The sequence below is a fragment of the Kitasatospora sp. NPDC042419 genome (assembly GCF_056437345.1).
The window spans coordinates 185,444-200,222 of record NZ_JBWKAW010000006.1; the positions used below are offsets into that span (position 1 = coordinate 185,444).

Here is a 14,779-nt window from a genome sequence, read left to right on the forward strand (position 1 = left end):
CCGACCATGGAGAGCACCACCGGCAACGGCGTCCTGCGGGACGCCAAGGGCGACAGCATCGAGATCCGCGTCACCGGCTTCGGCCACGCCGACGCCCAGCTCCTCGCGGCGGAGGTGCAGGAGGAGTACGTCCGCCGCTACGGCGAGGGCGACCTCACCGAGCTGCACCCCGACCACTTCGAGTCGCCCGCGGGACTCTTCCTGATCGCCTACCTCGACGGCGTGCCGGTCGCCTGCGGCGGCTGGCGCGCCAAGGAGGCCGGTCCGCACGGGCTGCGGGCGGGTGACGCCGAGCTGAAGCGGCTGTTCGTCCGCCCCGCGGCGCGCGGCCGCGGCCTGGCCCGCGCGGTGCTGCACCGGCTGGAGCTGACCGCCGTCGAGGCCGGGCGGACCAGGTTCATCCTGGAGACCGGCACCGAGCAGCCCGAGGCCATCGCGCTGTACGCCTCCGAGGGGTACGCGGCGATCGAGAAGTTCGGCCTCTACCGCGAGCACCCGCAGTCGGTCTGCATGGGCAAGGAGTTCGGTGCGGCGGCGGTCTGACCGGCGCCCGCGCGGGTAGGCTCCCCCGGGAGCCGACGGCCGGCGGACGGGGGCGGGGCGGATGAGCGGACCGGCGCGTCCCGCGCCCCTGGCCGAACTCGCGGCACCCGCAGGCAGGTTGGACGGGCTGGTGACGGCCGGGCTGGCCGCCGTCGGAGCCGGCGGCGTCTGGTCGGTCGGCGACGCGGGCGGCGTCCGCGGCCGGGGCCGGTCCGGGGTGCTGGGCCAAGGGTCTTACGGCGCGCGGGAGATGGACCACGACACGGTCTTCGACCTCGCCAGCATCACCAAGATCGTCGCGCTCTGGCCCTGCGCCGGGGCGCTGTGGCAGGACGGCCGACTTCCGCTCGACCGGCCCATCGGCCGGTACTGGCAGGAGGCCGCCGGCCGGCCCGCGGGCGAGGTGACCGCCCGTCAACTACTCACCCACACCGCCGGGATGCCACTGCGCACCCGGTTCGCCGAACTGTACGGGCGGGAACCGGCGGCGATCCTGGCCGGCGTGCTCGACACCCCGCTGTACCGCCCGCCCGGCACCGCGGTCGAGTACACCGACCGGGCCGCCGTCCTGCTCGGCCACCTGGTCGGAGCGCTCGCCGGCGCCCCGCTCGACGAACTCGCCGCCCGCCAGGTCTGGCGGCCGCTCGGCATGGCCGACACCCGGTACGGCCCGCTCGGCCCGGACCTCACCGCCCGCACCGCGCCCACCGAGTACGAGCGGGCGGCCGGCACCGAGCTGTGCGGGGTCGTGCACGACCCGTCGGCCCGGCTGCTCGGCGGCGTCTCCGGCAACGCCGGCGCCTTCTCCACCGCCCGCGACCTGGAACGCTTCCTCACCGCGCTGCTCGACCCGCCGGCCGGCCTGCCCTGGGGCGGGGCGTGGCTCGCCGAGTCGCTGCGCGAGCAGACCGGCGGCCTGGAGCCGGCCCGCGGCCTCTCCTGGCTCTGCGCCGCCGGCACCGACCCGGCCTTGGGCACCTTCGTCCACTACGGCTTCACCGGCACCGGGATCTGGGTCTCCCGGCGGCTCGGCCGCTGGGCACTGCTGCTCACCAACAAGGTCCACTACGACCGGGACTTCCAGCCGCTCACCGACCTGCGCAACGCCTACCGGCGGGCCGTCTTCGGCTGACACCGCGCCCCCGGCCGGTGCCGGGGGCGCGGTGCGTGCGTACGGGGTGCCGGGCCCCGGGCCCGGTCAGACGGAGGCCGCCGCCAGCGGCCGCGTCGAGATCTGGAGCAGCGGCTTCGGCGCCGGCGGCTGCCCGCGGGTGAACGCCGAGTACGGGCAGGCGTTGAGCTCCGGGTCGCGCGCGGCCCAGCCCTGGAGCCACGGGCGCAGCCGCGGATTGTCGATCTCCACCGAGCCGTCCGGCCGCAGCCGCCCGATGTCGTTCGCCGGATCGGACAGCGCGACCGTGCACTTGCCCAGCCGGCCGTCCGCGCGGACCAGCAGCGAGTTGGCGCGGGCCGCGTAGCAGACCTCCTCCGGCGCGAACAGCCGCTCGTCGCCGCCGCCCTCGGTGAGCAGCGCGCGCAGTTCGGCGATCTTCCCGTCGTCGGAGTCGAGCACGTCCATCGTGTCGTCGTTGGGACCGCCCAGGCGCACCACGCGCTTCAGGAAGACGGAGAACCGCGGGTCGTCGAGGAAGGTGTCCCGGATCCGGGTGAGGAACTCCGGCATCACCGGGAGGTTCTCCGGGGTGAGGTGGACCCGCAGCAGCATCCGCACGTCGGCGGAGCCGGCCCGGACCTCCTCCAGGTTGCGCCAGACCTGCTCGAACGTGCCCCGGCCGTCGGCCCGGACCCGGGTGAGGTCGTGGAACTCGGCGGGACCGTCCAGCGACACCTGGTAGGCCCGGACGCCGAGGCCCGCCAGGTGGTCGGCCGTCCGGCCGTCCACCAGGTAGCCGTTGGTCGTCATGTCGCTCTCGTAGCCGAGGTCCGGGTGCCGCTGCTGCGCCGCCCGGGCGTGCGCGGTGATCTCCTCGATGACCGGGCGGGCCAGCATCGGCTCCCCGCCGAACCACGACACCTGGAGGTGCCGCAGTCCGGCGGCGCGCCGGTCGATGAGGTTCTTCACCCCGGCGACCACGTCCGGCGCCATCCGGCCGATCTCGAAGTCCTCGTAGCAGTACGTGCAGCGGAAGTTGCACTGCTCGGTCGGCAGCAGGATCAGCTGGAGCCGGTCGCTGCGGACGGATTCGGTGAACTCCTGGTCGAACGGCGACGGTCCGCCGGTGGAGCCGGTCACATCTGCACCGAGCCGCAGCCCTTGGCGCAGTTGCCGCCGTGGCAGTTGTTGGTGCTCGGGCGGGCCGCGACGCTCGGCGCCGAGGCCATCGCGGCCGCGACCGACTCGGCGAGCTGGGGGTTCTGGATGTGCACCCGGCCCTCCTCGTCGAGGGTGAGGTCCGAGGTGCTGATGGCGAAGGTGGGTCCCTGACTGGCCATGGTCTTCTCTCCTGGGGAGGCTGGGGACGGCCGGGCCACCGGAACGTACGGGGTCCGGTGTCCGGCCGGAACCGGACGACCCCGCCTCGGGAGGACGACGCCTCGGGCGAGGGCGACGCCTCGGGCGAGGGGTCGCTCTCCATCGTCCGGGCCGTCCCCGCGGGCCGCGCGGGATGTTCGCCCGTGCAGGTGACGGCCGGGACGGGGACGACCCGGGAGGACCGACGGGGGCCGGGGCGGCGCCGGAGCCTCCCCGCCGGGCGCGGTGCCGGCCGCTCCGGCAGGGAGGTTGACGGAGCGTCAGGCCCGTCCGGGCGCGGTCAGATCAGGGTGGACCAGTAGTACCAGAACCGGTTGAGGATCAGCAGGCCGATCACCGCGGCCCAGAGCACCGGGAGTGCCCAGTGGTAGCGGGCGGCCTCCCGCACGACCACCCGGAACCTCGGCCCGACCGGTATCACGCCGGACCGCAGGTTGTGCAGCGTCGTGTACCAGAACAGCGGCACCACCGTCGCCCAGACCACCATGCAGTACGGGCAGAGCGCGCCGATGTCGTACAGCGCCTGGTCGATCAGCCAGTGCACGAAGCCCAGCCCGAACACCGTGCCGGCCTGCAGGCCGAGCCAGAACCAGCGCCGGTACGCGGCCCCGGCCAGCAGCCCGGCGCCGATCGCCGCCAGGGCGCCGAACGCGGCCAGCCCGAGCAGCGGGTTCGGGAAGCCGAACACCTCGGCCTGCTCGGTGCGCATCACCGAACCGCAGCTGATCACCGGGTTGATGTTGCAACTGGGGATGTAGGACGGATCCTCAAGGATGCGGAGCTTGTCGAAGGTCAGGACGGCCGACGCGGCCAGCCCGACCAGTCCGCCGAGGAAGACGAGCAGCGAGAACGCCCGGCCCGCGCCGATCGTCGCCGGGCCCGGTGGGGCGGAGTCGGCGGAGTCGGCGGACGCGGGGACGGAGGAGCGGGGCACGGCGGTCGGGGCGGTCATGGCAGAGCACTCCGGTGGCTGGGAGGGGGCCGGCCCGGCCGCGAATCGGCCGGGCCGGTGGTGCTCACTGCAAGCCCGCGGCCTGCTTCACCTGGGCGGTGAACTGCTCCGGCGTCACCGCGCGGTTCCCGCTGAACAGCGTCAGCGGCTTGCCGTCGACCTTCGCCGTCGGCGTGCCGGTCACCCCGCTGTCGTTGAAGGCGTCCGCGACCTTCTTCGCCCACGGCGCGTACGTCCGGTCGGTGACCGCCTTCACGAAGGCGTCGGTCTTCAGCCCCGGCACCTTGTCGGCCAGTTCGAGCAGGTGGTTGACGTCGCCGAAGCCGTCCTCGCGCTCGTCCGGCTGGTTGGCGTAGAGCACGTCGTGGTACGCCTTGAACTTGTCCACGCCCTCGTTCACCGCGGCGCCGATCGCGGCCAGCGCGGTGCGCGACCCCTTGCCGCCGAGGTTCTTGTCCAGGAACGCGGCCAGGTGGTACTCGACCTTGACCGTGCCGTCGTCCGCCAGCTTCTTGACGGCCTCGCCGTTGGCGGCCTCGAAGTTCTTGCAGACCGGGCAGCGGAAGTCCTCGAACACCTGCAGGGTGTGCGCGGCGTCCGCCTTGCCGTAGGTGATCACCGTCCCGTCCGGGCCGGAGGTGTTGGCCGGGACGACCAGCTCGGTCGGCTCGGCGGCGGCCGAGCCCGACGAGGACTTGTCGTCGCCGGCCGCGCTGATCGCCAGCGCGGTGCCGCCGGCCAGGGCGAGCACGACGACGATCGAGACGCCGACGACGATCCGCTGGCGACGCTTGGCGGCCTGCTTCTCCTGGCGCTGGGCCTCCTGGATCCGCTCGCGGGCGCTGATCTTCTGCGCCTGCTTGCGGGACGGCTGCTTGTTCTGGGGCTTCTGGTCGGACTGGGCCATGACGGGTCAACTCCGTGGTGGGGCGCGCCGGGAGGCGCACGGGATGCTCCCTCGGCACGGCGCGGGCGCGGGGCGCCGGCGGGCCGGGAGGGGGCCGGGTCGGTGGAACGGCGGAGTCGCGCTGCCTGGACGGACACCCCGGGAACCGGCGCCGTGCGGCGCCGGGGCCGCCGGGACCGGGCCCAGCGGCCCGGAGCCGTCGGGCTCGGAACGCGGGGGGCCGGGGCCGGGAGGGCCGCGGTGGCCGGAAGGCCGGGGTGACTCGGTGCTCGGGGCGCCGGGTACGGGCCGTCAGCAGGCAGGCGCGAGGACCGGCGGTCCGCGGCGCGGCGCCGGGCTCAGCACCACGTCCTCGCGGCGCGGGCGGCGGCGGTCCGAGACCGGCAGCGGAACCCGCAGCACCGGCCTGGCCGGCACCGGGGCCAGCAGCAGCGCGAGCACCCGCAGCGGGCCCGCGAGCGACTGTCGCAGCGCGCGCAGGGCGCGCGCGAGGCCCGACAGGGCGGCGTCGCCGAGCCGCAGCCAGGCGGCGGCCGCCAGCGCGATCAGCAGGTGGACCAGCAGGAGCAACAGCTGGGTGGCGGCGGGCGCCAGCGGCCCGGCGTGCCCCAACTGCCCGGAGAACAGCGAACCGTCCACCGAACCGCCGCCACAGACCAGGAGGTTCATGCCGCGGGCGGGCAGGTGGTCGGCGGCGACGGCCGGGCCACAGCCGGCCTGGCCCAGGTTGAAGGTGGTGTTGAGGAGCAGCTCGACCGGGACCATCACGGCCGAGATGTGCAGCAGCCGCCGCTCCCCGCCGGCCAGCGCGGCCGCGAGCAGGAAGACGACGACGGTCGCGGCCACCACCAGGACGATCGGCAGCGGGCGACCGGTGATGACCACCTGGCCCAACGCGGACAGCGGCACGGCGAGCGCGGTGAACACCGCGGCCCGCAGGGCCCTCGTCGCGTGGGTGGAAGTCGTCACGCCCCGGAGTATGCCACGACGCTTACACCGGGCACGAGGGTGCGTCAGGGGTGGGGCCGGAATCGGCGCACAGATTGTCCCGCATCGGTCGTTCGTTCGCGGTGCGGGGGCGGGGAGTTCACCGGGGGGATGGGTTTGGCGGCCGTCCGGGTGGGTGACCGTCCGTCGGCTGCTGACGGCGGCGCCGGGGCGGTCCGACAATCGGGCGATGGACTATGCCAGCGGCCCGGGGGCCGTGGTGCCCGTGGGGTCCCCGGTTCCCGCGACACCTCCGGTGCCGGTGCCGCCCTTGTGGCCGGATTGGCCGGTGTGGCCGGCGTGGCCGCATCCGTCGTGGCCCCCGCATCCGTCGTGGCCCGCGTCGCACTGCCCGTCGCCGTCGCCGTCGCCGTCGCCTACGGCCTCGGCTTCGCCGACGACTGCGCCGACACCGACGACTGCGCCGACCCCGGCTGCCTCGCCGACACCGGTACCGACGCCGACGCCGGTGCCCGCGTCGCCCTCACCGGTCGCGCTGCCGCCCGCGCCCACGCCGGTGGCGGCGGTGCCGGTGGCGCCGGTGCAGGCCGTCCCGACGACGGTCCCGCCGCCACCGCCGCCCTCATCGGTCCGGAGCACGGCGCCCGCGCCGTCGGCCGTGCGGACGGCGCAGGCACCCCCGGCGGGCGAGCCGCGCCCCGCGGCGGCGGCCTCACCGGCACCCGTCCGGCCACTGCTGCCGCCACCACCCGCCCCGCCCACCGCGCCACCACCCGCGCCCAGCCCGGCGGCGACCGTCGCGCTCGTCGCCGCGCCGCCACCGCCGCCGGACGGCGCGGCCCCGGCACCCGGCCTCGACCCCGCCGTCTGGACCGCCGTCCTGGTGCTCACCGTCCTCCTCCCGGCCGCGCTCGCCGCGGCCCTCGGCCACCACCACGCGACCTTCCGGAGCCGCCGATGAACCCCGTCCCGATGCTCAGCGCCGCCGCGGCCGTGACCCTCGCCGTCACCTCCCTCGCCGTGGCCCACCGGCTGCGCCCGGCCGTCCCCGAGGGCGAGGACCCGCCCGAGCCCCACCCCGTCCTCTACAGCATCGGCTCCGGGCTGCTGTCCGGATTCCTCCTGATCACCGGCTTCCTGGTCGCCACCGGCTGGGCGGCCCACAGCACCGGCGTCCTGCCGCCGCTCGGCCTCTACGTCGCGGACGTGGCCGCCGGCACTGCCGTGCTCCTCTTCCCGGCCCTGGCCGGCCTCCCCTTCACCGCGCGCTACACCACGGCGGTCTGCTTCTTCGCGGCCCTGGTCGGCTACACGACGTCGCTGGCGATCCAGCTCCGGCCGTAGGACGCGGGGCCGGATGGGTGCACGGCGCGGATGGGTGCACGGCGGCTCCGGGCCGTCCCGCCGGGAGGGTGCCGGCGGGGATCCGTTCCCGGGCGGCTCCCCGGCTCCCCGGCTCCCCGGCTCCGTGGCTCCGTGGCTCCCCGGCTCCGTGGGCGGGACGGGGCTGCGCGATCCGGACACCGCAGAGCAAAGGGGGAGGCACCTTCGCGGCCGTCGTCACGCTGTGAGCTGGAACACGGTTGAGGTTGACCCTGGGTCAGGCCGGAAGCTCGTCGCAACGGCCCGCCGCCGAAGCGGGCACAGCGGATCCGAAGGAGCAACATGTCCATCACCCTTGCCGGTCAGGAGCAGGATCGCCCGGAGCTGCGGAAGGCGATCGAAGAGATCGTCGAGTCCGGCGTTCTCGGGGTGCAGCTGCGGGTGAACGACGAGCAGGGCGAGTGGGTCGGCAGTGCCGGGGCGCGCGAACTCGGCCGGAGCGCCCAGGCGCTGACCGACGGGCACTTCCGCATCGGCAGCAGCACCAAGAACTTCGTCGCGGCCTCGGTGCTCCTGCTGGTGGCCGAGGGCAGGATCGACCTGGACGCCCCGGCCGGTGACCATCTGCCCGGGTTCGGGCTGGACCGGCGGATCACGGTGCGGATGCTGCTGCAGCACACCAGCGGGATCTTCAGCCACACCGGCGAGCTCTACGAGGACGGAACCGTCGTGCTCGGGGTGCCCTGGCGGGGCAAGGAGTGGGTGGACAGGCGATTCCACACCTACCTGCCCGAGGAGCTGGTGCGGCTGTCGCTGTCCAAGCCGGCGCGGTTCGCGCCGGGGTCGGGCTGGAGCTACTCCAACACCAACTACGTGCTGGCCCGGCTGGTGATCGAGAGCGTCACCGGCCGGTCGTTCGCCGAGGAGCTGCAGCGGCTGATCCTGGGGCCGCTGGGGATGACCGGCACCGTGGCGCCGGGCGCATCGCCGGAGATCCCCGAGCCGCACAACCACGGCTACTACCGCTACGAGGACGCCGGGCAGCAGCGGACGGTCGACGTCACGCGCCACAACCCGTCCTGGGTCGCGGCCGGCGGCGACATGATCTCGACCACCGAGGACCTGCACACGTACTTCTCCGCGCTGATGGGCGGCAGGCTCCTGCCGGCCGGACTGCTGGCCGAGATGCGTACCCCGGAGGCCACGATCGGCTACGGCCTGGGGGTGTTCGCCCAGGACCTGGGGTCGGACGGCGGCACCGTCTTCCACCACAACGGCGCCACCATCGGCTCGGCGGCGCTGATGTACAGCTCGCCCGACGGCCGTACGACCATGACCGCCGGGCTGACCTACGTGGACGACGCCGACATGTCCGTGGCACCGGCCTTCCAGACCGCCCAACAGCGGCTCGTCGGCGAGGTGTTCGGCGGCGGACAGGCCGATCCGGCGCGGCCGACGGGCTGAACGCCCGGGCCCGTAGGCTTCGAGGGCCGGCCCTTTCCGGTCGTGCGTCAGACAGCACGCGAACCGGGGCCGCGCCGGGCCCGCCGGGCCCGGCGCGGCCCCTTCCCCTGCTCGGCCACGCTGTCCGTCGTGGCCGAGCCCGAGCACGAGGCAGGCTGAGCGGATGACGAGCGGGGTCACGATCGGACAGGCGGCGGCGTTCGTCGGCGTCACGGTGAAGACGGTGCGGCACTACCACCGGAACGGGCTGGTCGACGAGCCGCAGCGCGACGCCTCCGGCTACCGGCGGTACGGGTCGCAGGAGCTGCTGCGGCTGGTGCAGGTCCGGACCCTGGCCGCCGCCGGGGTGCCGCTGGCCGAGGTCGGGCCGCTGCTCGACGCCGACGCCGTCCGGTTCGCCGACGCCCTCACCGACGTCGCGCAACAGCTCACCGAACGGATCGCGGACCTGACCGCGCGCCTCGGCATGCTGCACCGGCTCGCCGAAGGCGACCGGGCCCTGCTGCCCGAGCGCGCCTGCGCGGTCCTGGACCGGATGCCCGGCCTCGGATTCGGCCCCGACTACGTGGCCGCGCAGCGCGAGGCCCTGGTGCTGGCCAGGGTGCTGGTGCCGGAGGGCTTCGACGGCCTCCTGTCCCAGCTCGAACACCGGCTGGAGGACCCCGAGTACGTCGACCTGGCCAAGCGCGGCCAGGAGGCCGGGACCTGGGAACCGGACGACCCGAGGATCGAGGAACTCGCGACCGCCATGGCCGACCACTACCTCGCCAACCCCGCGCTGCTGGGAAGCCCCACCAGCCAGCGGGCCTGGAACAAGGCCTCCACCCAGTACCGGCTGATCAACAACCACCGGGGGGACCAGGCCCCGGTCTCAGCCCGCCTGACCGCGCTCACCGAGGCCAGACTCCGCTCCGCAGGCGTACCCATCCCGCGCCAATGACGGAAGCCCGGCGGCACGTCGGTGCCGCCGGTGCGGATCCGCGGCGCCCGCTGCTCCGTCAACGCCCCCGGTACTGCACGCTGCCGGCCGGGCACGGGCGCGGGCACGGGCACGGGCGCGACGGCCACCAGACGGGCGTCGGCACCCGGCGGCCTGTCGAGCCGCGCCGAAACCGCGCGCCGGCCCGCGGCGAAGCCTTCGGCGCCCGCTGTCGCCGGGCGTGAGCAGGCCGGCTCCGACACGTACTCCTCGCGTGTCGCGGCTGCGGCTGCGGCTGCGGACGGAGGTACGGGGCGGGGGAACGGCACGCCCTGACCTCCGACCCCTTTGCCGGGTGGGAAAGCGGCCCCGGGCCCCGGCCGGGACGGCGGGATCGCGGTCTGCCGGGGGCGGGGTGGTCGGGCTAGCCTGGAAGGCGTTCCGGAGGCCCCGAGGGTGTGGTCCGGCGTTCGAGCGCCCGGCGGGAGCCGTCAGACGCGCCCCAGGAGGGGGTGAGGGCGGATGGCCGATGCCGAGGCCACCGTGGGAGAGGTACTGCTCGGGCGGATCGGGGCGCAGGCCGCCGTCCTGGCCGGGTTGGACGAGGCCGTCCGGGCGGACGAGCCGGACGCGGTGCACCGGATGAGGGTCGCGTGCCGGCGGCTGCGCAGCGCGTTCCGGACGTACCGCGGACTGCTCGCGCCGGGTGCCACCGACGAGCTGGTCGCCGAGCTGCGCTGGCTGGCGGCGGCGCTGGGCCGGGCCCGGGACCGCGAGGTGCTGAGCGAGCGACTGGCCGCGCTGGCGCGCGAGCTGCCGCCCGAGTGCGGGCCGGAGCGGGTCGCGGCGGAGCTGGAACGGTGGGGGCTGGCCGAGTACCGGCGGGTCCGGCCCGAGGTGGTCGCCGCGCTGGACAGTCCGCGGCGCAGGGCCCTGGCGGACGGCCTGGCGGCGCTGCTCGCCGATCCGCCGCTGCGTGGGCGGGCCGGCCGGGCGGCCGGGCCGGAGCTGGCCCGGGTCGCCGCGCGGGAGCAGCGCCGGACGGCGGAGCGGGTGCGGTCGGCGCTGGCCCACGGCGACGGGCCGGACGCGGCGGAGGACCGGGACCGGGCGCTGCACGAGGCGCGGAAGGCGGCCAAGCGGGCCCGGTACGCGGGCGAGACGGCGGTGCCGGCGGTCGGGAAGCGGGCGGAGCGGTACGTCAAGCGGATGAAGGCCGTCCAGGAGGTGCTGGGGGAGCACCAGGACGCGGTGGTGGCGGCGGCCGCGCTGCACGGGCACGCGGGCGAGTCGGGCGAGCCGTTCGGCTGCGGCGTGCTGTACGGGCAGCAGCTGGCGGCGGAGGAGCGGGCCCGGCGTGAGCTGCCGGAGGTGTGGGCGCGGGCGGCGCGGCCGAAGCTGGCCCGCTTCGTCTGAGGGTGCTGGCCCCCAGCCCCCGGCCCCGGTCGCCTGCCCCGGCCCCGGCCGTCTGTTCGGCGCGGGCGGTGGTGGCCCGGGCCGCCGTGATCACTCCTCGGCGGGGTGGAGTCCGGCCGTGCGGGCGGCGGTGCGGAGCAGCTCGCGGAGCATGGGGGTGGTGAGTCGGCCGGTGTTCGTGTTGCGCGGGCTGACGTGGTAGCACCCGTACAGCTCCAGCGGCGGGCCGCCGTCGCGGGCCGGGAGGGTCACGTGGGCGCCGTGGCCGAAGGCCGGCCGCGGGCGCGGGACGTTCCAGCCGGCGGCGGTGAGGGCGGGCAGCAGGGCCTGCCAGGCGAAGCCGCCGAGTGCGACGACGGTGCGCACCGTGGGCCGGAGGAGTTCCAGTTCGCGGGTGATCCAGGGGCGGCAGGTGTCGCGTTCGGCGGTGGTGGGCTTGTTGTCGGGCGGTGCGCAGCGGACCGGATCGGTGATCCGGACGCCGCGCAGGTGGAGGCCGTCGCCGTGGCGGACGGATTCGGCGCGGTTGGCGAGGCCGAGGCGGTGGAGGGCGGCGTAGAGGAGGTCGCCGGAGGGGTCGCCGGTGAAGATGCGGCCGGTGCGGTTGGCGCCGTGCGCGGCGGGGGCGAGGCCGACCAGCAGGAGCGGGGCGTCGGGCGGGCCGAAGCCGGGGATCGGGCGGGCCCAGTAGTCCCAGTCCTGGTAGGCGCGGCGCTTGGTGCGGGCGGTCTCCTCGCGCCACTCGACCAGGCGGGGGCAGGCCCGGCAGCTCGTGACGACGAGGTCGAGGGCGGTCAGCCCGTCGGCGCGGGCGGCGGCCTCGGCGGGATGGCGCGGGTGGTCCGGGTCGGTGGCCGGGTCGGTGGCCGGACGGGTCTCCGGCCAGGTCTCCGGACGGGTGTCCCGGCCGGCGGCCGGGGTGGCTGCGGCGGCCGTGGCCGGTGTGCGGGCCGGTGCGGGGGCCGAGCCGGTGGCGGCCGGGTCGGCGCCGGGGGACTGGGGCATGGGGACGATCGTAGGGCGCCGGGCGGGGCGTTCCGGCGGTCGTCCGGCAGGCGTAGCGTGGGAGTCAGCCGCTCCGGCGGTGCCCCGGCCCGGCCGGGGCCGGCGACCGCCGGGACGCGCTGGTGCGCGCGAGGAGGCCGCGATGCTGGTAGTCGAAGCGGTGGTGGCGGTCGTCGTGCTGCTGGGTCTCTGGGCGGCCCTGAGCGTCCGGGTCGTGCAGCAGTTCCAGCGGGGCGTGGTGTTCCGCTTCGGCCGGGTGCGCGACGAGGTCCGGCAGCCGGGCCTGGTGGCGCTGCTGCCGGTGGCGGACCGGCTGCGGAAGGTGAACGTCCAGATCGTGACCCTGCCGATCCCGGCGCAGGAGGGCATCACCCGGGACAACGTGACCGTCCGGGTCGACGCGGTCGTCTACTTCCGGGTGGAGGACCCGGTGAAGGCGACCGTGAACGTGCAGGACTACAACTTCGCGATCTCCCAGGTGGCGCAGACCTCGCTGCGGTCGATCATCGGCAAGAGCGAGCTGGACGACCTGCTGGCCAACCGTGAACCGATCAACCAGGGCTTGGAGTTGATGATCGACAGTCCGGCGCTCGGCTGGGGCATCGAGATCGACCGGGTGGAGATCAAGGACGTCGCCCTGCCCGAGTCGATGAAGCGCTCGATGTCCCGGCAGGCGGAGGCCGAACGGGAGCGGCGGGCGCGGATCATCACGGCGGACGGCGAGTTCCAGGCGTCGGCGCGGCTCTCGGAGGCCGCGGCGGTGATGAGCGCGACCCCGGCGGCGCTGCAACTCCGTCTGCTGCAGACGGTGGTGGAGGTCGCGGCGGAGAAGAACTCGACGCTGGTGCTGCCGTTCCCGGTGGAGCTGCTGCGGTTCCTGGACAGCGCGACCGAGACGCACCGGGCGGCCGCCCGGGCCGAGGCACCGGGACCGGAGCCCGTCACGGACGGTGTGGCGGCGCCGGAGCAGGTGCGCGGTGTGGAGCAGCTCGAACTGCCGCCGCTGGAGGAGCTGCTGGAGCACTCGCCGCTGGATCCGCCGGAGCACCGGAACGGCGCGGCCGGGACGCGGTAGCGGGTCCGGTGACGGGGTCCGGTGCGGGTCCGGTGGCGGGGGCACCGGGGCCGGACCACGATGGAGTGGTGGGAGTGCCAGGCACGTCAGGAGGCCGATCATGACCAGCGCGGGCGACATCATGCACCAGGGGGCCGAGTGTGTGCGCGAGCACGAGACCCTCGCCACCGCGGCCCGGATCATGAAGGAACGCGGCGTCGGGGCGCTGCCCATCTGCGGGGAGCGGCAGAAGCTGCTGGGCATCGTGACCGACCGGGACATCGTGCTCAAGTGCGTCGCGGAGGGCCTCGACCCGGCGGCGGTGACGGCGGGAGAGCTGGCCGAGGGGCGGCCGATGACCGTGGAGGCGGACGAGGACGTCGAACAGGTGCTGCGGGTGATGGAGCAGTACCGGGTGCGCCGGCTGCCGGTGATCAACCACCCGGAGCACGAGCTGGTCGGGATGATCAGCGAGGCGGACATCGCGCGCGGGATGCCGCAGGCGAGGGTGGCCGAGTTCGTGACGGCGGTCTGCGCCGACGACGACTCGGCACACTCGAAGGAGGTGCTGGAGACGCCGCAGGGCGTCTGAGGAGAGGCGCTTCGAGGAATCCTCACGACGGCGGTCCGGAACCCCCGGTCCGGGGCGTGGTGATCGTACGGGTGGCACGCGGCGTACGCGTGCCGCCCGGTTCGCCGTCCGTACCCGTGGCCCGAGGCCGCGCGGTACCCGTGGAGAGGACTCCCCCCGCATGCAGCACCCCGGACTCGACCGGCGCACGTTCCTGGGCACGGCCGCCGCGGCCGGTGCCGGTCTGGCCACCGTGGCCGCCGCCGGACCGGCCGCCGCCTCCGACGGCCGGCCGTTCCCGGCCTCGCCGGTTTCCCCGGCCTCCCCGGCCTCCCCGGCGGACGCCGCCACCGCCACCGACACCGTGTACCGGTGGCTCGGCACGGCCGGCTGGCGGATCGACCACGGCCGCCGCACCGTGCTCTTCGACCCGTACCTGACCCGCTTCCACACCGGCCTGTACGACGGGACGTTCAGCGAACGGACCGCGCTCACGGTGAACACCCGGCTGGTGGACGAGCACGCCGGGCGGCCGGAGCTGGTGCTGGTCAGCCACAGCCACTGGGACCACATCAACGACGTCCCGCACATCGCCCGCACCACCGGCGCGACGGTGGTCGGCACCGAGACCACCTACCACCTGCTGCGCGCCTGGGGCGTACCGGCCGGGCAGCTGGTGGTGGTGCGGGGCGGCGAGGTGCTGGACTTCGGCGACGGCCTGGTGGTGGAGGCGGTCTCCAGCCGGCACAGCCGCAACGGCCGGAGGCAGTACTTCGCGCCGGGCACGCTGCACTCCGTGCCGGACCGGCCGCCCGCCACCATCGGAGACCTGGTGGAGGGCGACACGCTGGCCTTCCGGCTCTCCTTCGCCGGCGGACCGTCGGCCTTCCTGATGGGGGCCAGCGACTTCGCCGAGCGGGAGGTGGCGGGGCTGCGTCCGGACATCGCGATGGTGGCGGTGCCGAGCAGCGCCTCCACCCACCGGTACGTGCCCCGGCTGCTGGAGGCGCTGGGGCAGCCGCGCACGGTGGTGCCGGTGCACTGGGACCGGTTCGAGACCGAGCTGGTCAACCCCGTCCAGCCGGACGCCGATCTGGGCGCGTTCCTCGCCGAGGTCCGGAAGGCCTCGCCCCGCAGCCGGGTGGTGGTGCCGGACTACCTCACGCCGCGCACCTTCCGCTGA

At 75.3% G+C, this 14,779-nt stretch carries 16 protein-coding genes; 9 read left to right on the forward strand and 7 right to left on the reverse strand.

From position 1 onward, the window contains the following. The first annotated feature begins 6 nt into the window (after positions 1-6). Together AC067J_RS15200 and AC067J_RS15205 are read left to right on the forward strand one after the other, a co-directional pair. Entirely contained in the window at positions 7-543 is a 537-nt protein-coding gene (locus AC067J_RS15200) for a GNAT family N-acetyltransferase (RefSeq protein ID WP_478299252.1), read from the forward strand. A gap of 61 nt (positions 544-604) precedes the next feature. Further along, positions 605-1,675: a serine hydrolase domain-containing protein gene (locus AC067J_RS15205; protein ID WP_478299254.1), complete on the forward strand. Its 1,071-nt coding sequence runs from the start codon at positions 605-607 to the stop codon at positions 1,673-1,675. Between the two features lie 66 nt (positions 1,676-1,741). On the opposite strand, the gene AC067J_RS15210 is transcribed toward AC067J_RS15205, so the two are convergent. The 6 genes from AC067J_RS15210 to AC067J_RS15235 form a co-directional block, all read right to left on the reverse strand. Beyond that, entirely contained in the window at positions 1,742-2,797 is a 1,056-nt protein-coding gene (locus AC067J_RS15210) for a radical SAM protein (protein ID WP_478299256.1), read from the reverse strand. After that, positions 2,794-2,997, reverse strand: a complete 204-nt coding sequence (locus AC067J_RS15215; protein ID WP_478299258.1) for a hypothetical protein — start codon at positions 2,995-2,997, stop codon at positions 2,794-2,796. Before AC067J_RS15215 ends, AC067J_RS15210 begins: the two co-directional genes overlap by 4 nt. Positions 2,998-3,317: 320 nt before the next feature. Continuing rightward, a complete protein-coding gene (locus tag AC067J_RS15220; RefSeq protein WP_478299260.1) occupies positions 3,318-3,989 on the reverse strand; it encodes a vitamin K epoxide reductase family protein in 672 nt (223 codons plus the stop codon). A gap of 64 nt (positions 3,990-4,053) precedes the next feature. Then, positions 4,054-4,896, reverse strand: a complete 843-nt coding sequence (locus tag AC067J_RS15225; RefSeq protein ID WP_478299262.1) for a DsbA family protein — start codon at positions 4,894-4,896, stop codon at positions 4,054-4,056. A 291-nt stretch (positions 4,897-5,187) separates the two neighbouring features. Continuing rightward, positions 5,188-5,865 carry a hypothetical protein gene (locus AC067J_RS15230; RefSeq protein ID WP_478299264.1) on the reverse strand — a complete coding sequence of 226 codons (678 nt, stop codon included), beginning with the start codon at positions 5,863-5,865 and terminating at the stop codon, positions 5,188-5,190. 213 nt (positions 5,866-6,078) lie between these two features. Then, positions 6,079-6,735 carry a hypothetical protein gene (locus tag AC067J_RS15235; protein WP_478299266.1) on the reverse strand — a complete coding sequence of 219 codons (657 nt, stop codon included), beginning with the start codon at positions 6,733-6,735 and terminating at the stop codon, positions 6,079-6,081. A gap of 66 nt (positions 6,736-6,801) precedes the next feature. On the opposite strand from AC067J_RS15235, the gene AC067J_RS15240 reads away from it, so the two are divergent. From AC067J_RS15240 to AC067J_RS15255, 4 genes are all read left to right on the forward strand, one after another. After that, complete coding sequence (locus AC067J_RS15240; RefSeq protein WP_478299268.1) at positions 6,802-7,188, forward strand: hypothetical protein; 387 nt, start codon at positions 6,802-6,804, stop codon at positions 7,186-7,188. A gap of 321 nt (positions 7,189-7,509) precedes the next feature. After that, positions 7,510-8,631, forward strand: coding sequence for a serine hydrolase domain-containing protein (locus tag AC067J_RS15245; RefSeq protein WP_478299270.1), 1,122 nt, complete (start codon positions 7,510-7,512; stop codon positions 8,629-8,631). Between the two features lie 163 nt (positions 8,632-8,794). Then, entirely contained in the window at positions 8,795-9,571 is a 777-nt protein-coding gene (locus AC067J_RS15250; protein WP_478299272.1) for a MerR family transcriptional regulator, read from the forward strand. A 501-nt stretch (positions 9,572-10,072) separates the two neighbouring features. Next, a complete protein-coding gene (locus tag AC067J_RS15255; protein WP_478299273.1) occupies positions 10,073-10,966 on the forward strand; it encodes a CHAD domain-containing protein in 894 nt (297 codons plus the stop codon). 90 nt (positions 10,967-11,056) lie between these two features. On the opposite strand, the gene AC067J_RS15260 is transcribed toward AC067J_RS15255, so the two are convergent. Continuing rightward, a complete protein-coding gene (locus tag AC067J_RS15260) occupies positions 11,057-11,764 on the reverse strand; it encodes a uracil-DNA glycosylase (RefSeq protein ID WP_478299544.1) in 708 nt (235 codons plus the stop codon). Positions 11,765-12,113: 349 nt separating this feature from the next. Here AC067J_RS15260 and AC067J_RS15265 point away from each other — a divergent pair, with 349 nt between their 5' ends. From AC067J_RS15265 to AC067J_RS15275, 3 genes are all read left to right on the forward strand, one after another. Next, entirely contained in the window at positions 12,114-13,046 is a 933-nt protein-coding gene (locus tag AC067J_RS15265; RefSeq protein WP_478299275.1) for a slipin family protein, read from the forward strand. A gap of 100 nt (positions 13,047-13,146) precedes the next feature. Next, the gene (locus AC067J_RS15270; RefSeq protein WP_478299277.1) at positions 13,147-13,617 is read left to right on the forward strand and encodes a CBS domain-containing protein; all 471 of its coding nucleotides are present in this window, start codon (positions 13,147-13,149) and stop codon (positions 13,615-13,617) included. 160 nt (positions 13,618-13,777) lie between these two features. After that, on the forward strand, positions 13,778-14,779 hold the full coding sequence (locus tag AC067J_RS15275; protein ID WP_478299279.1) for an MBL fold metallo-hydrolase: 1,002 nt from the start codon (positions 13,778-13,780) through the stop codon (positions 14,777-14,779).

Bases quoted from the DNA above. Each gene is read 5' to 3' on its own strand.
- AC067J_RS15200 (WP_478299252.1), top strand. From the start codon at position 7: ATGGAGAGCACCACCGGCAACGGCGTCCTGCGGGACGCCAAGGGCGAC.
- AC067J_RS15205 (WP_478299254.1), top strand. From the start codon at position 605: ATGAGCGGACCGGCGCGTCCCGCGCCCCTGGCCGAACTCGCGGCACCC.
- AC067J_RS15215 (WP_478299258.1), bottom strand. From the start codon at position 2,997: ATGGCCAGTCAGGGACCCACCTTCGCCATCAGCACCTCGGACCTCACC.
- AC067J_RS15220 (WP_478299260.1), bottom strand. From the start codon at position 3,989: ATGACCGCCCCGACCGCCGTGCCCCGCTCCTCCGTCCCCGCGTCCGCC.
- AC067J_RS15225 (WP_478299262.1), bottom strand. From the start codon at position 4,896: ATGGCCCAGTCCGACCAGAAGCCCCAGAACAAGCAGCCGTCCCGCAAG.
- AC067J_RS15240 (WP_478299268.1), top strand. From the start codon at position 6,802: ATGAACCCCGTCCCGATGCTCAGCGCCGCCGCGGCCGTGACCCTCGCC.
- AC067J_RS15245 (WP_478299270.1), top strand. From the start codon at position 7,510: ATGTCCATCACCCTTGCCGGTCAGGAGCAGGATCGCCCGGAGCTGCGG.
- AC067J_RS15250 (WP_478299272.1), top strand. From the start codon at position 8,795: ATGACGAGCGGGGTCACGATCGGACAGGCGGCGGCGTTCGTCGGCGTC.
- AC067J_RS15255 (WP_478299273.1), top strand. From the start codon at position 10,073: ATGGCCGATGCCGAGGCCACCGTGGGAGAGGTACTGCTCGGGCGGATC.
- AC067J_RS15265 (WP_478299275.1), top strand. From the start codon at position 12,114: ATGCTGGTAGTCGAAGCGGTGGTGGCGGTCGTCGTGCTGCTGGGTCTC.
- AC067J_RS15270 (WP_478299277.1), top strand. From the start codon at position 13,147: ATGACCAGCGCGGGCGACATCATGCACCAGGGGGCCGAGTGTGTGCGC.
- AC067J_RS15275 (WP_478299279.1), top strand. From the start codon at position 13,778: ATGCAGCACCCCGGACTCGACCGGCGCACGTTCCTGGGCACGGCCGCC.